Source organism: Streptomyces sp. NBC_00236 (genome assembly GCF_036195045.1).
GTDB lineage: Bacteria > Actinomycetota > Actinomycetes > Streptomycetales > Streptomycetaceae > Streptomyces.
Genome location: NZ_CP108100.1, coordinates 7,489,601 through 7,505,033, shown reverse-complemented (window position 1 = coordinate 7,505,033; position 15,433 = coordinate 7,489,601). Strand labels below are relative to the sequence as shown.

The 15,433-nt window shown below is 70.5% G+C and carries 17 protein-coding genes; 8 read left to right on the top strand and 9 right to left on the bottom strand.

Annotated features, from left to right (window positions below; translation table 11 throughout):
* Positions 1-20 precede the first annotated feature (20 nt).
* From OG446_RS33415 to OG446_RS33405, 3 genes are read right to left on the bottom strand one after another with little or no spacing between them, the layout of a single operon-like run.
* Entirely contained in the window at positions 21-1,235 is a 1,215-nt protein-coding gene (locus tag OG446_RS33415; protein ID WP_328897533.1) for an acetyl-CoA C-acetyltransferase, read from the bottom strand.
* 49 nt (positions 1,236-1,284) lie between these two features.
* Entirely contained in the window at positions 1,285-2,427 is a 1,143-nt protein-coding gene (locus OG446_RS33410) for an acyl-CoA dehydrogenase family protein (protein ID WP_328897532.1), read from the bottom strand.
* Positions 2,427-3,578, bottom strand: coding sequence for a CaiB/BaiF CoA transferase family protein (locus OG446_RS33405; RefSeq protein ID WP_328897531.1), 1,152 nt, complete (start codon positions 3,576-3,578; stop codon positions 2,427-2,429). Before OG446_RS33405 ends, OG446_RS33410 begins: the two co-directional genes overlap by 1 nt.
* Before the next feature lie 236 nt (positions 3,579-3,814).
* Here OG446_RS33405 and OG446_RS33400 point away from each other — a divergent pair, with 236 nt between their 5' ends.
* On the top strand, positions 3,815-5,005 hold the full coding sequence (locus OG446_RS33400; RefSeq protein WP_328897530.1) for a saccharopine dehydrogenase family protein: 1,191 nt from the start codon (positions 3,815-3,817) through the stop codon (positions 5,003-5,005).
* Positions 5,006-5,027: 22 nt separating this feature from the next.
* Here the strand turns inward: OG446_RS33400 and mmpA are convergent, their stop codons facing one another.
* Positions 5,028-5,171 (bottom strand): morphogenic membrane protein MmpA, encoded by a 144-nt coding sequence (gene mmpA / locus OG446_RS33395; protein WP_328897529.1) that lies wholly within the window; start codon positions 5,169-5,171, stop codon positions 5,028-5,030.
* 81 nt (positions 5,172-5,252) lie between these two features.
* Positions 5,253-5,930, bottom strand: coding sequence for an endonuclease V (locus tag OG446_RS33390; RefSeq protein ID WP_328897528.1), 678 nt, complete (start codon positions 5,928-5,930; stop codon positions 5,253-5,255).
* 44 nt (positions 5,931-5,974) lie between these two features.
* On the opposite strand from OG446_RS33390, the gene OG446_RS33385 reads away from it, so the two are divergent.
* Positions 5,975-6,268 (top strand): YciI family protein, encoded by a 294-nt coding sequence (locus OG446_RS33385; RefSeq protein ID WP_328897527.1) that lies wholly within the window; start codon positions 5,975-5,977, stop codon positions 6,266-6,268.
* Positions 6,269-6,275: 7 nt separating this feature from the next.
* On the opposite strand, the gene OG446_RS33380 is transcribed toward OG446_RS33385, so the two are convergent.
* A complete protein-coding gene (locus tag OG446_RS33380; RefSeq protein ID WP_328897526.1) occupies positions 6,276-7,367 on the bottom strand; it encodes a WD40/YVTN/BNR-like repeat-containing protein in 1,092 nt (363 codons plus the stop codon).
* A gap of 166 nt (positions 7,368-7,533) precedes the next feature.
* Between OG446_RS33380 and OG446_RS33375 the strand changes: the two genes are divergently transcribed.
* Positions 7,534-7,950: an SsgA family sporulation/cell division regulator gene (locus OG446_RS33375; protein WP_328897525.1), complete on the top strand. Its 417-nt coding sequence runs from the start codon at positions 7,534-7,536 to the stop codon at positions 7,948-7,950.
* 314 nt (positions 7,951-8,264) lie between these two features.
* A complete protein-coding gene (locus OG446_RS33370) occupies positions 8,265-9,896 on the top strand; it encodes an ABC-F family ATP-binding cassette domain-containing protein (RefSeq protein ID WP_328897524.1) in 1,632 nt (543 codons plus the stop codon).
* A gap of 37 nt (positions 9,897-9,933) precedes the next feature.
* On the opposite strand, the gene OG446_RS33365 is transcribed toward OG446_RS33370, so the two are convergent.
* Entirely contained in the window at positions 9,934-10,395 is a 462-nt protein-coding gene (locus tag OG446_RS33365; RefSeq protein ID WP_328897523.1) for an ATP-binding protein, read from the bottom strand.
* Between the two features lie 164 nt (positions 10,396-10,559).
* On the opposite strand from OG446_RS33365, the gene OG446_RS33360 reads away from it, so the two are divergent.
* The 4 genes from OG446_RS33360 (at position 10,560) to OG446_RS33345 (ending at position 13,894) form a co-directional block, all read left to right on the top strand.
* Positions 10,560-11,411 carry a Scr1 family TA system antitoxin-like transcriptional regulator gene (locus OG446_RS33360; RefSeq protein ID WP_328897522.1) on the top strand — a complete coding sequence of 284 codons (852 nt, stop codon included), beginning with the start codon at positions 10,560-10,562 and terminating at the stop codon, positions 11,409-11,411.
* 11 nt (positions 11,412-11,422) lie between these two features.
* Positions 11,423-11,614, top strand: a complete 192-nt coding sequence (locus OG446_RS33355) for a hypothetical protein (RefSeq protein WP_306083980.1) — start codon at positions 11,423-11,425, stop codon at positions 11,612-11,614.
* A gap of 288 nt (positions 11,615-11,902) precedes the next feature.
* Complete coding sequence (locus OG446_RS33350; protein WP_328897521.1) at positions 11,903-12,877, top strand: acyl-ACP desaturase; 975 nt, start codon at positions 11,903-11,905, stop codon at positions 12,875-12,877.
* 108 nt (positions 12,878-12,985) lie between these two features.
* The gene (locus OG446_RS33345; RefSeq protein ID WP_328898493.1) at positions 12,986-13,894 is read left to right on the top strand and encodes a chitosanase; all 909 of its coding nucleotides are present in this window, start codon (positions 12,986-12,988) and stop codon (positions 13,892-13,894) included.
* A 260-nt stretch (positions 13,895-14,154) separates the two neighbouring features.
* Here OG446_RS33345 and OG446_RS33340 read toward each other — a convergent pair whose 3' ends face one another.
* Together OG446_RS33340 and OG446_RS33335 are read right to left on the bottom strand one after the other, a co-directional pair.
* A complete protein-coding gene (locus OG446_RS33340; protein ID WP_328897520.1) occupies positions 14,155-14,409 on the bottom strand; it encodes a WhiB family transcriptional regulator in 255 nt (84 codons plus the stop codon).
* A 120-nt stretch (positions 14,410-14,529) separates the two neighbouring features.
* On the bottom strand, positions 14,530-15,318 hold the full coding sequence (locus OG446_RS33335) for a VOC family protein (RefSeq protein WP_328897519.1): 789 nt from the start codon (positions 15,316-15,318) through the stop codon (positions 14,530-14,532).
* Positions 15,319-15,433: the final 115 nt, after the last annotated feature.

The following is a 15,433-nucleotide window of genomic DNA, read 5'->3' as shown; positions in this document are numbered from 1 at the left end:
CTCCGTAGGAAGGGGGACGGTCAGAGACGCTCGATGACGGTGGCGATGCCCATGCCGCCGCCCACGCACAGGGTCGCGAGGCCGTAGCGCTTGTCGCGCCGCTCCAGTTCGTCGATGAGGGTGCCGAGGATCATCGCGCCGGTCGCACCGAGCGGGTGCCCCATGGCGATGGCGCCGCCGTTGACGTTGATCTTGTCGAGCGAGAGCCCCATGTCGCGCGCGAACCGCAGGACGACGCCGGCGAAGGCCTCGTTGATCTCGACGAGGTCGATGTCGTCGATGGTCAGTCCGGCCTTGGCGAGCGCCTTGCGGGTGGCGGGCGCGGGCCCGGTCAGCATGATGGTGGGCTCGGAGCCGGAGACGGCGGCGGAGACGATCCGGGCGCGCGGGGTGAGGCCGTAGCGCTCGCCGATCTCCTTCGAGCCGATCGCGACGAGGGCGGCTCCGTCGACGATGCCGGAGGAGTTGCCCGCGTGGTGGACGTGGTCGATCTTCTCCACCCAGTGGTACTTCTGCAGCGCCACCGCGTCGAAGCCGCCCATCTCGCCGACCGCGGCGAACGACGGCTTCAGGGCGGCCAGGGAGTCGGCCGTGGTGCCGGGACGCATGTGCTCGTCGTGGTCGAGGACGACGAGGCCGTTGCGGTCCTTGACCGGGACGACGGAACGCGCGAAGCGGCCGTCCTTCCACGCCTCGGCGGCGCGCTCCTGCGACAGGGCGGCGAACTCGTCGACGTCGCGGCGCGAGAAGCCCTCGATGGTCGCGATGAGGTCGGCGCCGATGCCCTGCGGTGCGAACCCGGTCTCGTAGTTCGTCATCGGGTCCATGGCCCAGGCGCCGCCGTCGGAGCCCATCGGGACACGGGACATCGACTCGACGCCGCCCGCGAGGATGAGGTCCTCCCAGCCGGAACGGACCTTGGCGGCAGCCATGTTGACGGCCTCCAGACCCGACGCACAGAAGCGGTTCTCCTGCACACCCGCGACGGTGTCGGGCAGCCCCGCCGCGATCGCCGCGATGCGCGCGATGTCGGAGCCCTGGTCGCCGAGCGGGCTGACCACGCCGAGGACGATGTCGTCGACGGCCGCCGGGTCCAGGCCCGGGAAGCGGTCGCGGAGTTCGTGGATCAGGCCCACGACGAGGTCGATCGGCTTGGTGCCGTGCAGGGCCCCGTTGGCCTTGCCGCGGCCGCGCGGGGTGCGGATCGCGTCGTAGACGAATGCTTCGGTACTCAAGACAGCTGCCTTTCGAGGGTGGTTGCGCAACAGGGTGACGGGGGCCGGGTCAGGCGAGCAGCGAGCGGCCGATGATCTCCTTCATGATCTCGGTCGTGCCGCCGTAGATGGTCTGGATCCGGCCGTCGGTGAAGGCCCTGGCCACCGGGAACTCCGACATGTAGCCGTATCCGCCGTGCAGTTGGAGGCATCGGTCGGCGACACGCTTCTGCAGTTCGGTCGCCCACCACTTCGCCATGGAGGCGTGCACGGCGTCGAGCGTCCCTGCCGAGTGGTCGACGATGCACCGGTCGAGGAAGGCCCGGGTGACGGCGCACTCGGTGGCCATCTCGGCGATCTCGAAGCGGATGTGCTGGAGCTTGGAGAGCGGCCGCCCGAAGGCCTCGCGTTCCTTGACGTACGTCGTGGTGATCTCCAGGAGGTGCTCGGCCGCGGCGATCCCGGCGACTGCTATGCCCATCCGTTCCTGGGCCAGGTTGGTCATCAGGTGGATGAAGGCGCCGTCGAGCTCGCCGAGGAGGTTCTCCTTGGGGACGCGCACGTCATTGAAGAACAGTTCGGCGGTGTCCTGGGACTTCTGGCCGATCTTGTCGAGGTTGCGGCCGCGCTCGAAGCCCTCGGCGCCGCGCTCGACCACGATCAGCGAGAGGCCCTTCGCGCCGCCGTCCGGGGTGGTCTTCGCGACGACGACCACCAGGTCGGCGAGGATGCCGTTGGAGATGAACGTCTTGGATCCGTTGAGCAGCCAGTGGTCGCCCGTGTCCTCGGCGGTGGTCCGGATGCCCTGGAGGTCCGAGCCGGCGCCGGGTTCGGTCATCGCGATGGCGGTGATGATCTCGCCGCTGCAGAAGCCGGGCAGCCATCGGCGCTTCTGCTCCTCGGTCGCCAGGCCGGTCAGGTAAGGGCCGATGATGTCGTTGTGCAGCCCGAGCGCGAGACCGGGGGTGCCGGCCCGGGTGAACTCCTCGGCGAGGACGGCGCTGTAGCGGAAGTCGGTGTTCCCGCCGCCCCCGTACTCCTCGGGTACCGCGAGGCCGAGCAGACCCTGCCGGCCGGCGGCGCGCCAGGCCTCGCGCGAGACGATGCCGTCCTTCTCCCACTGTTCGTAGTGCGGAAGCACCTCCTTGGACAGGAAGGTGCGGACCGTCTCACGGAACGCGTCGTGCTCCTCGGTGAAGATCTGCCGCTGCATCAGTCGGTGGTTTCCTTCCGGGTGTTCCGCAGGGCCGGTACGCCCCAGTCGGCGGCGACGGCTTCGGTGTCCGCGCCCGGCCGCGCCGGTCCGCTGCGCACCGAGGATGGCGTGGCCGAGAAACGGGGGGCGGGCGCGGGCTGGGTGAGTCCGCCGTGTTCGACGAAGGTGGAGCGGGCTGCCAGGTGCGGGTGACGGGGTGCCTCGCGCAGGGAGAGGACCGGGGCCACGCAGGCGTCCGACCCGTCGAAGACCTCGGTCCATTCGGCGCGGGTACGGGTGCGGAACCGGGCGGCGACAAGGGTGCGCAGCTCGTCCCAGCGGGCCAGGTCGCCCCGGTCGGGGGCCGTATCCGCGATGCCGAGAAGCTCGGTGAACTCGGCGTAGAACCGCTTCTCGAGCGGGCCGACGGCCATGTACGCGCCGTCGGCGGTCTCGTACGAGCCGTAGAAGGGGCAGCCTCCGTCCAGCAGGTTGGAGCCGCGCCGGTCCTGCCAGCCGCCGGCCTGCAGCATGCCCTGGATCATCATGGTGAGGTGCGCGGTGCCGTCGACGATCGCCGCGTCGACGACCTGTCCGCTGCCGCCCGGCGTCCGGGCGTGCTGGAGTGCGGCGAGGACGCCGACGACGAGGTAGAGCGAGCCGCCCGCGTAGTCGCCGAGCAGATTGGCGGGAACGGTGGGCGGCTCCTGCGGCTTGCCGATCATGGAGAGGGCGCCGGTGACGGCGATGTAGGCGATGTCGTGCCCGGCCCGTTCGGCGAGCGGGCCTTCCTGGCCCCAGCCGGTCATCCGCCCGTAGACGAGTTGGGGGTTACGGGCGAGGCAGGCGTCCGGACCCACGCCCAGGCGTTCGGCGACTCCGGGCCGGTACCCCTCGATCAGTACGTCGGCGCGCTCGGCCAGGTCCAGGACGGTGTCCGGACCGGCCGGGTCCTTGAGGTCGACGAGGACGGAGCGCTTGTTGCGGTTGGTGAGGTCGCGGGCCGGGTCGATCCCGAGACCGGCCCCGCCGGGCCGGTCGACGCGCACCACGTCGGCGCCGAGATCGGCCAGGAGCATCGCGGCGAACGGGCCGGGCCCGATGCCCGCCAGCTCGACCACGCGCACCCCGGCCAGCGGACCGTGCGAGCCGTTCCCTGTCGTTGCCATCGAGCCCCCAGCGGTATGACACAACTGATGTAACATCGATGATGTTAAGAACGCACCGCGCTCCGCACAACCCCCTGGGGCGAGCAAGCGCTTAGTTCTTTCCCCTGGATCCTCTCCCATGAAGCCCCCTCGGCCGCAGAGCGCCACGTCACGAAGCCTCCCCGGCCGCACACCGTCACGTACGCCTCCGCTACCCTCTGCCTGCTACATCGGCGCCGGCCCCTGCGGAGGCACTCGTGAACAGGCAGAACGGGGCATCACGCCCCTATGACGTAGTCCTCTTCGGCGCCACCGGCTTCGTGGGTGAGCTCACGGCCGGGTATCTGGCGGCCCACGCCCCGGACGGCTGCCGCTGGGCTCTGGCCGGCCGCAACCGCGCCAAACTGGAGCAACTGCGCAATCGGCTCACCGCACTGCATCCGCACTGCGCGGACCTCCCGCTGCTGCACGCCGACGCCGCCGACGCGGACGCGCTGCGCGAACTGGCCCGGTCCACCCATGTGGTGGCCACGACCGTCGGCCCGTACGTCTGGTACGGCGAGAAGCTGGTCGCGGCCTGCGCGGAGGCGGGAACGGACTACACCGATCTCGCGGGCGAGCCGGAGTTCGCCGACCGGATGTACCTGGAGCACGACGCCCGGGCGCGGGAGACCGGGGCCCGGATCCTGCACGCCTGCGGATTCGACTCCGTACCGCACGATCTGGGGGCGTACTTCACGGTCCTGCAACTGCCCGAGGACGTCCCGCTGCGCATCGACGGATTCGTCCGCTCCAACGCCGTCTTCTCGGGCGGCACGTTCGCCTCCGCGCTCAACACTATGGGCCGCGGCCCACAGATGCTGAGCGCCGCCAGGGAGCGCCGGCTGCACGAGCCCCGGCTGGTCGGCCGCCGCGCCGCCGCCCCGTTCGGCGGGCCGCGCTTCAGCACGGAGACCGGCACCTGGGCGCTTCCGCTGCCGACCCTCGACGCGCAGATCGTCAGACGCTCGGCCCGTGCGCTCCCCCGCTACGGCCCCGACTTCCGCTACCGGCACTACGCCTCGGTCAAACATCTGCCGGTGGCCCTGGGCGGCACGGCGGCCCTGGGCGCCCTGCTCGGCGCGGCGCAGCTGCCGGCCGTACGGAACTGGCTGATGGACCGTTACGAGCCCGGGTCGGGTCCGGACGCGGAACGCCGCCGCCGGAGCTGGTTCACGGTCCGGTTCGTCGGCGAGGGCGGGGGCCGCCGCGTCCTCACCGAGGTGTCGGGCGGCGATCCGGGCTACGACGAGACGGCGAAGATGCTGGCGGAGTCGGCGCTGTGCCTGGCGCTGGACGAGCTCCCGCCGACCTCGGGCCAGGTCACCACGGCGGTCGCCATGGGTGACGCACTGCTGGAACGGCTGCGCGGGGCGGGTCTGCGCTTCCGCGTGGCGTCCGTGCGCTGAGGCGTCACCGGGCGGACGGGGCTCAGAAGATCCAGGAGGCCAGGGTGTAGAGCATCGCCCCGGCCCAGACGAAGCCGACCGCACCCCCGATCAGCATGCCCGCCGCCACACGGCGCTGAGCAGGGTGAAGGGGGGCGGTTCGAGCGGTTGAGCGAGATGCGTTCATGCGTCCAGACTGCCGACCATGATCGGCGGGCGCTATCCGTACGGATACTCAGACGCCCGGCCCCCGCACGCGCGCCGGCCCTCAGCCGGTGGCTTCCCGGAGCGCCCGCCGGCACAGCGCGTCGGCCCTGCGGGTCGTCTCCGGCTGGCGGAAGCCGCGGGCCAACAGCAGCGTGTGCGCACAGGCGTTGTCCAGGCCGGTACGGTGCCCGACCGAGACGAACACCGGTTTCGTGCCGTCCCGGGTGCGCAACGCCTGCCCCACCACCTCGTCCCCGTCCAGCAGCGGCGACCGGTCGCCGCGGTGGGGGCCGGGCTGTTCGTACGAGAAGGTGAACGGGTTCTTCGCGACGCCGATGACCGGGAGCCCGGTGAGCACGCCCAGATGGCTGGCGAGGCCGAAGCGGCGCGGGTGCGCCTGTCCGTAGCCGTCGCAGACGACCAGCCCCGGGTCGACGGTCAGGGACTCGAGCGCCGCCAGCACCGTGGGGATCTCGCGGAAGGCGAGGAGTCCCGGGACGTACGGGAAGGTCACCTGCCCGGTGGCGGTGGCCTCCGCCACCACCTCCAGCGTGGCCGCGTCCAGGACGACGGCCGCCGCCACGACGACATCGCGCTCGTCGTCGTAGGCGACGTCCACGCCCGTCACCGTGCCGCTGCCCGGCGGCGGCCCGGGCTCGTCGAGCACCACCCGGGTACGCAGGGTGTCCTGGAGGGCTCGCGCCTCGGCCTCGTCGGCGGGCATCCGCAGTGTCGTCATGATGCCGGTCAGTTTAGGCGGGCCGCTCCCGTAGCCTCTGGATCATGTTCGTTCTCGATCTGTCGTACACCGCCCCGCTGGACCGCGTCGACGCGCTGATGGAGGATCACGTCGCCTGGCTCGACGCGCAGTACGCGGCCGGGGTGTTCATCGCCTCCGGCCGCAAGAACCCCCGTGAGGGCGGGGTGATTCTCGCGGTCGGGGACGACCGGGCCGCGATCGCACGGCTCGCGGCGTCCGATCCCTTCGTCGTGCACGGCGTCTGCGCGTACCGCATCACGGAGTTCATCGCGACGAAGACGTCGGACGCCCTCACCCCCTACCGTCAGCAGGTGTAGGAGCCTTTCAGCGGACGAACGCGCGTGCGGCCCGCCCCTTTTCGCCGGCCGCCCAGCAGGCTCCGTCCGCGGTGCAGTCGACCGTGTCGTACGACCCGGTGTCGACCGAGCGCCAGGTACGGCCGCCGTCCGTCGTGAGGTCGGTGCCGGCCGGGCCGACCGCGAGTGCGGCCGAGCGGCTGTGCGGCAGCCAGGCGACTCCGGAGCGGTAGGCGGCGGGCGGCGTACGGGACGGCTGCCAGCCACGGCCCCCGTCGGAGGTGACCGCCGAGGCGCGGGGCGACGCCTGGTCGGCGCGGAAGTCACCGCCGACCGCGATGCCATGGGTACGGTCCCGGAAGGCGAGGCCGAAGACGCCGCGGGCCGGGTCGCCGGCCGGGATCGGCGACTGCGTCGCGGTCCAGGTCAGGCCGCGGTCGCCCGAGTGCAGGACCCGGGCGGTGGCCGCCCCGCCGGTCGCCAGCCAGACGTCCTTGGAGCCGGCGCTGACCAGGCACTGCCCACTGGCCGCGAACCCCGCCTCACCGGTCTGCGCCTGCGGCATGCCGGCGCTGGGCAGCACGTTCCAGCTTCGGCCCCCGTCAGCGGTGGACAGGATGCGGAACCGCCCGTCCACGGGGTCGCTCATGGCGAGGCCGTGGCGGCTGTCGAAGAAGGTGAGGCAGTCGTAGAACGCGCGGGCGTCGGTGTTGCGGAAGGACTCGGTCCAGGTGGCCCCGCCGTCCTCCGTGCGCAGGACCCGGGAGGCCTCTCCCTCGCCGATGGCCAGGGCCACCGCCCGCCTGGCGTCGAAGGCCTCGATGTCACGGAACTCCAGTGCCTCGTCGGCCGCACCGGGCGGCGAGACGTCGCGCCAGTTCCTGCCGCCGTCGGTGGTGCGCAGCACGGTGCCCTGCGAGCCCGCGAGCCACGCCGTTCGGCTGCTGACGGCGGCGAGGCCCCGGAAGCGGGCGTCGGTGCCCGTATCGGTGGGCGTCCAGGCCGGACCGTGCCGTTCGCCGGGTGCCGCCTGGGCCGCGGGTGCGGCCAGCGCGGCGGCCAGCGCGGCCCCGCACAGTCCCAGTGACATCAGTCGTCGCGTCTTCCCCATGGGCTTCATGGCGCTGGAAGCTAATCCACGGACCGGGCCCCGTCCAGGGTGCATCGCCGGGAAACGGGCACGTGTGCAGGCGACGGTGCGCGGTGACGTAACTCACGCCGTGCTCCGATGCACGGATCGGCTGGTTCCGTCGTCTGTACAAGAGCGTCGCGAGAGGGAGCAGGTCTTGTCCACCGTTATCGAACAGTCCGTGCAGGCCCGCATGGTCGCATCCGCGCCCCGGATGGAAACGCTTCCCGCAGTGCTGAGCTACGACCGCACCGACCCCTTCACGGTACGCATGGCGTTCCCCGCGCCGGCGACGCTGGAGGGCACCGATGTGTCCTGGGAGTTCTCCCGTGAACTGCTGACGGCGGGGATGGACGCGTCGGCGGGGGTCGGGGACGTACGCATCAGGCCCTTCGGGTACGACCGCACCGTGCTGGAGTTTCACGCCGCCGAGGGCATCGCCATGGTGCACGTGCGCACGGCGGAGCTGCGCCGGTTCCTGCGGCGCGCCCAGGAACTCGTCCCTGCCGGGGAGGAGCACCGCTTCCTGGATCTGGACCGGGGCCTGGCGCACCTGCTCGGCGGGTCCTGCTGACGCCGTCGCGTCGGGGGCCGGGCCGGTCCCGGTAATTCGCTTGCCCCGTCCCGGGGACCGCCGTACCTTCGTTGATGTCCTTGTTGTCGCCGATAGGAGTAGGACGTTGCTCGTCTGAGGTCTTGAGACACCGTGTCGCACGCCATGTCATGTCTGCACATGTCCGCGTGCCCGAGTGTGACCTCAGCTCTTCGAGCCGTCCTCCGCGACCAGGGCCTTTCCTCTTCTCGTCTTCCGGAATCTCTTCCGTGGAAAGCCAGTGACCGGTGTCTCGCCCCGTTGCCCCTGTCCTTCCTCGCAACCGGGAGTTCCTTGTGTCTACCCCCCTCACCCACATCACCTGTTCGTCGCTGTCCTTCGCCTGGCCCGACGGCAGCCCGGTGCTCGACGACTTCCACCTCACCGTGGGACCCGGCCGCACCGGACTCATCGGGCTCAACGGCTCGGGCAAGTCGACCCTGTTGCGGCTGATCGCCGGTGAACTCACCCCCTCCGATGGCCACATCAGGGCGGCGGGCGAGGTCGGTTACCTGCCGCAGAACCTGGTCCTGGACACCACGCTGCGCGTCGACGCCGCCCTGGGCATCGACGGGACCCGTGCGGCGCTGCACGCCATCGAGGCGGGCGACGTCACCGAGGAGCGGTTCGCCGCCGTCGGTGACGACTGGGACGTGGAGGAGCGGGCTCTCGCCACGCTCGACCAGCTCGGCCTCGGCCACATCGGGCTCGATCGCACGATCGGTGAGATGTCGGGCGGCGAGTGCGTGCTGCTGCGCCTGGCGGCGCTGCTGCTGGCCCGGCCCGACGTACTGCTGCTGGACGAACCGACGAACAACCTGGATCTGTACGCACGCGGCCGCCTCTACGCGGCGGTCGACGCGTGGAACGGCGTCCTCGTCGTCGTCAGCCACGACCGGGAGCTTCTGGAGCGCGTCGACCAGATCGCCGACCTGCGGGAGGGCTCGGTCACCTGGTACGGCGGGAACCTCTCGGCGTACGAGGAGGCGCTCGCCGTGGAGCAGGAGGCCGCCGAGCGCATGGTGCGGGTCGCCGAGGCCGATGTGCACCGCCAGAAGCGCGAACTGGCCGAGGCCCAGGTCAAGCTGGCGCGGCGCAAGCGCTACGGACAGAAGATGTACGAGAACAAGCGGGAACCGAAGATCGTCATGGGTGCCCGCAAGCGTTCGGCCCAGGAGTCGGCGGGCAAGCACCGCATCATGCACACGGAGAAGCTGGCCGAGGCGAAGGAGCGCCTCGACGACGCTGTCGAAGCTGTGCGCGACGATGCCGAGATCAGGGTCGAACTGCCGCACACGAAGGTCCATCCGGGCCAGGGCGTACTGCTGCTGAGCGATCTGGAGCTCGCGTACGGAGCGCGGGTGCAGGGTTCGTTCGAGGTACGCGGTCCGGAGCGCATCGCGCTGGTGGGACGTAACGGGGCGGGCAAGACCACGCTGCTGCGGACACTGGCCGGTGACCTGGCACCCGTGTCCGGTGAGGCGTCGGTGCACCTGCCGATGCGCTTCCTGCCGCAGCGGCTGGATGTGCTGGACGACGGCCTGAGCGTGGTGGAGAACGTGGCGCGGTTCGCGCCGGATGCCACGGACAACCGGATCAGGGCGCGTCTGGCCCGTTTCCTGTTCAGGGGCGCCCGGGCGGACCGGGCCGCGGGGACGCTGTCGGGCGGTGAACGGTTCCGTGCCGCTCTTGCCTCACTGCTGCTGGCCGAACCGGCACCTCAGCTGCTGATGCTGGACGAGCCGACGAACAACCTGGACATGGCGAGCGTGCGCCGGCTGACGGCGGCACTCGACGCGTACGAGGGGGCGCTGATCGTGGCGAGCCACGATGTGCCGTTCCTCGAATCGCTCGGGATCACGCGCTGGCTGCTGCTCGACGGCGGGATCCGGGACACCACGGCCGAGGAGGTGCGCGCCGGACTGTGAGGTGCGTGGCGGGGCCGGTTCGCGCGGGTGGCGAGGGCTAGCGGTGGAGTAACGCCCAGGTCTTGGAGCCGCCGGAGGCCGTCAGCGCGGGGGCCAGCCCCCAGTCACCGCCGTGTGCGTCCACCGCGGCGGCCAGCAGCCACATGCTGGCGCTGCGGTGCTCCCGGCACTCCTCGGACTTCTCGGGCGACGCATGGGCAGGGTGCTGGTCGTAGAGGGTGATCCGCAGCGCGTCGTACTGCCAGTGGACCCGCAGGAGCATCTCCCGGTCCGGCGTGAAGCGATAGGCGGCTGCGACGAGTTCCGAGGTGGCGAGGACCGCCGTCTCGGCGAGTTCGGCGAGACCGTGCCGGCTGAGCAGTTCATCCACGGCGCGGCGGGCGAGGCCCGCGCAGAAGGCACCGCCCGGCAGGGCGAACGAGTAGCTGAGGTTGTCCGCCGCCGGTGGTTGTGGTCCGGCGGGTGCGAGGGCCGGGAGACAACGCAGTGCGCCCTTCATCAAGTGCTGCTCACATTTCTGATACGTGTGGTGACGATCACACACAAGGGCGCGGTCGCCCCGTGTGAGACTTGCGCTACCGACCGTAGCGTACGTCCGGAGCACAGTGCTACTACTTGTGTGGTTCCGGTCATTTCGCCGCCCGCCCCGTAAGGACACACACCGTGCCACCCAGGACCACTCCGACCGCACGACAACAACGCCTCGGGTACGAACTGCGCAAACTGCGCGAGCAGTCGGGGATGACGGCACAGCAGGCCGCGGCACTGCTGGGCGTCGACCGCACCCGCATCCCCAACATCGAGTCCGGCCGGTTCGGCATCAGCGCCGAGCGGGTCCGCACCCTGGCCTTCAACTACGGCTGCCCCGACACGGGCCTCGTGGACCTGCTGGCAGAGATGGCGACGGAGCGGGCGAGGGGCTGGTGGGAGGAGCATCGCGGCCTGCTGCTGCCGAGCCTGCTGGACATCGCCGAACTCGAGTTCCACGCAGTGGAGTTGAACACCGCCACCACCACCCACATCCCCGGCCTGCTCCAGACCGAGGAACACGCGCGCGCGGTCTTCGACACCGCCGACCCCCGGCTGCCGGGCCCCGATCTGATGGCCCGGCTCTCCCTGCGGCTGCGCCGCCAGGAAGTGCTCGAACGGGACCGGCCGCCACTGTACGAAGCGGTGATCCACGAGGCCGCGCTACGGATGCAGTTCGGCGGCCCCAAGGTCACCCGGGCCCAGCTGGAACACATTCTCGACCAGTCCGAGCGCAGCCGGATCACCGTCCGGGCCATCCCCTTCGCCGCAGGCGGTTTCCCCGGCGCCGGACAGTCGTTCACCTATGTCGGCGCGGCGGTCCCGCAGCTCGATACCGTGCAACTCGATTCCTCGCACGGCTCGATGCTGCTGGACGCCGATATGCAACTGCGCCGGTACCGGGGCCTGTTGGAGCGCCTGCGTACGCTCGCGCTGCCCGTCGAGGAATCACGCGCATTCATCCGATGCATAGCCCAGGACCTCTGAGGAGAGAGACCATGAACGACATCTGCTGGGACGAAGCCTTCTGCAGCGAGGGTGCGAACTGCTTCCGCTTCGGACTCGACGACCAGGGGCGCGCCTACATCGGCTCGACGACCGACCAGGCCACCTACGTCAGTGACTCCGTGGAGGCGCTACAGGCGCTGATCTTCGCGGTGAAGGCGGGTGCGGCAGACCACCTGCTCTGATCCGGCCCGCCCCGACCGCGCCCCCTGACGCGTTGCGCTCCGAGTACGCCGACTGTTCAGAGCTCATCGCCACGGGGGCACGGCCCGGCCGATCATTCCATTCCCCCCGGTCCCGCGCGGTCACCCACACACCTTCCTGACCCTCTGTATACACGCGTGACCTGCACTTATGACACTGCGTGAACGACTGTCGCCCGGAGGGGCTTGGCTGCGGCCTTACTGCCGCTTTAACCTACGGTCTCGTAACCTACGAAGCCGTAGGTAATTCTCCCGTCCCCAGGAGCCCCCGTGACGATCACCTCTCCCCACCTCGGCAGTTCACAGGCGTGGACCGACGCCCAACTGCTGTACGCGCTGGAAGAGGTGGTGGAGAAGGAACTCAACCGCCATCTCAAGGTCGCCAAGGACTGGATGCCGCACGAGTACGTGCCGTTCTCCGACGGCCGGAACTTCCCCGGCATCTTCGACGACGGCCAGGCCTGGGAGGCCGAGCAGTCCAAGGTCACCGACATCGGCAAGATCGCCCTGGTCGTGAACCTGCTGACCGAGGACAACCTCCCCAGCTACCACCACGAGATCGCCTCGCTCTTCGGCCGTGACGGCGCCTGGGGCACCTGGGTGCACCGCTGGACGGCCGAGGAGGGCCGCCACGGCATCGTGATGCGCGACTACCTGCTCACCTCGCGCGCCGTGGACCCGGACAAGCTGGAGCAGTTCCGGATGGCGCACATGGCGGAGGGCTTCGAGTCCGACAACCGCCACTCGATGCTGCACTCCGTCGCATACGTGGCGTTCCAGGAACTGGCGACCCGGGTCTCGCACCGCAACACCGGACATCAGTCGGGCGACCCCGTCTGCGACCGCATGCTGGCGCGGATCGCGACCGACGAGAACCTGCACATGGTCTTCTACCGCAACCTCCTCGGCGCGGCCTTCGAACTCGCCCCGGACCTGACCATGCAGTCCGTGCGCGATGTCGTCGTGAACTTCCGGATGCCCGGCCACGGCATGCCCGGGTTCGAGCGGGCCGCCGCGCAGATGGCGATCGGTGAGATCTACAACATGCGGATCCACCACGACGACGTGATCCAGCCGGTGCTGCGCTACCTGAAGGTGCTGGACATCGACGGTCTGGGCCCGGAGGGCCTCCAGGCGCAGGAGGAGCTCGGTCTGTACATGAACGGGCTGGACAGCGAGGCGTCGAAGTTCGACGCGAAGCTCGCCGCGCGCAAGGCACGCATGACGGCCCGCGCCCAGGCCTGACCGCCGGCACCCAGGTCCCCGGGCGGGGGCGGACTCCCTCGGTGCGCGCAGCCCGGGGGTGAGCCCTCCCCCGGGCTGCGCGGACCGTACTCTGTGCCGGTGAAACCTGTGACCCGTGTGGTGCTGTTCGGTGCGCCGATAGCCATCGTCGTTTCCCTGCTCTTCAACAGCGGCGGCGACGCGGAGCTGCCCACGAGCTCTCCCACCGCGAAGGCGTCGGTCACCCCGTCCGCACCGGCCGACCCGTTCGCCGCCGCGGACGAAGACGAACGGCGCGAGCTCAACGCCCGCGTCGCCGCGATGCCCCCGGGGCTGGCCGAGCCGAAGATGCGCGAGATCGCCTGGCAGCTGCTGGCCAGCGCCGAGGGGTCGACGCTGGACTGGCGCAGCCAGTACGGCACGATCGAGGACACCGGCGACGGCACCGGCTACAACGCGGGAATCGTCGGTTTCTGCTCCAGTACGCACGACATGCTCACGTTCGTCGAGTCGTTCACCGCGGAACACCCGGACAGCCCCCTGGCACCGTTCGTCCCGGCGCTGCGCGAGGTCGACGGCACCGCCTCGCACGAGGGGCTGGACCCCGGTTTCACGGCCGCGTGGAAGAAGTCGGCCGAGGACCCTGCCTTCCGCGCCGCCCAGGACCTGGTCCGGCTGAAGCAGTACTTCGAACCGGCCGTCCATCTGGCGAAACTGGACGGTCTCGGCACCCTGGGGCAGTACATCTACTTCGACGCCATGGTTCTCCAGGGCCCCGGCTCCGAGGCGGACTCCTTCTACGGCATCCGGAAGGCAGCCGCGGAAGAGGCGGACACGGTCGCGGAGGGCGGCGACGAGTCGGCCTATCTGGACGCCTTCCTCGAAGCGGCCCGGACCGTGATGAAGTCGAAGAAGAACCAGCAGGACACCTCGCGCCTCGACACCGCCCAGCGGGTGTTCCTGGAGGACGGGAACCTGGCCCTCGAACCGCCGCTGACCTGGAAGATGTACGGCGAGACGTTCCGCGTCCCGTCCTGATCCGGCGTTGCCTCCCGGCATCCGGATCCCGTCCGGCGCGGCTGCCCCCGCGCGTCCGGCCCATCGGACCGGAGGCGTGCGGGGCCGGGGCCGGGGAGGCGGAACAGGGTGCACGCAACCGGCCGGACCGCCCCCGACGACGACGTAGTCGTACGCGCGCTACTCGGCTTCCTCCCCTGGTCCACGCGGGTTCCGCAGCGTTCACGGGGACCCTCAGGCCGGTGTACGGAACGCCGAGGTCTCCAACGGTGAGGGCGCGCTCACGCCCGGTGGCGGTCGACTCTGCGGAGCCTGTCGCGCTCCTTCTCGGAGAGACCGCCCCAGACGCCGAAGCGCTCGTCGTTGTCGAGTGCGTACTCCAGGCAGGCCAGGCGTCCCTCGCAGGCGTTGCAGAGCTGCTTGGCCTCACGGGTGGAGCTGCCGGGGGCGGGGAAGAAGAACTCGGGCCCCGTCTGTGCGCACAGCGCTGTCTCCTGCCAGGCGAGAGCGGGGTCGGTCGCGGTGTTGATCAGCATGGGCCACACAGTGCCCTGCCTCGATAAACGACTGATCAACGATCCATCAATCGTCAGCGATCCAGCAGTCCTCAGCGATCCATCAGCCGGCCGGGGCGAGAGCCCTTGGCGACGCACCGGTCACTGGACGCTCCTGATCACGGCGAACGCGGCACCGTACGGATCCTCGACGTTCGCGAAGGTGCCCACGCCTTCCATCTCCGTCGGTTCCAGCGTCAGCTTGCCGCCCAGCCGCTCGACCGATGCCGCAGCGGCGTCGCAGTCCTCGACCTCGATGTACGGCAGCCAGTGCGGCCCGGAGGCGGCCCTGACGGGCACGGCGTCCAGCGGGACGAGTCCGCCGAACGAGGTCTCCTCACCGCCACCCGCCGTCCTGATCACGGTGTACGCCCCGCCGCCGCCGGGGTAGGGCGTCTGCGTCGTGTCCCAGCCGAAGACGGAGTCGTAGAACGCCGCGGCGGCCGGCACGTCCGGGGTGTACAGCTCGGCCCAGCAGAGGCTGCCCCGCTCGTTCACGACGCCGAGGCCCGGGTTCTGCTTGGGCTGCCAGACGCCGAAGTAGGCCCCGGCCCGGTCGGTGAAACCGCCCATCCGGCCGTACTCCAGGACGTCCATCGGCTCGAACGGCACCGTCCCGCCGGCCTCGCGCACGGCCTGCGCGGTGGCGGTGACGTCCGCCGACCGGAAGTACACCGACCAGGACGGCTTCGCCTGCTCCTCGGTGACCGTCATCGCCCCGCCGACCGTCTTCCCGTCCAGCAGGAACATCCCGTAGCCACCGGTCTCGGGGCCTCCGGCTTCGAAGTCCCAGCCGAGGAGAGCGGTGTAGAACGCCTCGGCCCCCTCGATGTCCGGTGTACCGAGATCCATCCAGTTGGGGGATCCGTCAACAAAACGGGTGGTGAGCATCGTGCGCTCCTTCGGTGTCCCGTTCTCGCACAGCAGGAAGTCCTGACTCTCCGAGTCTTGCACCGGGCACTGACAACCGCAGTCCCTGCGCGCTCCGGCGCCGCGGCCGGAGCAC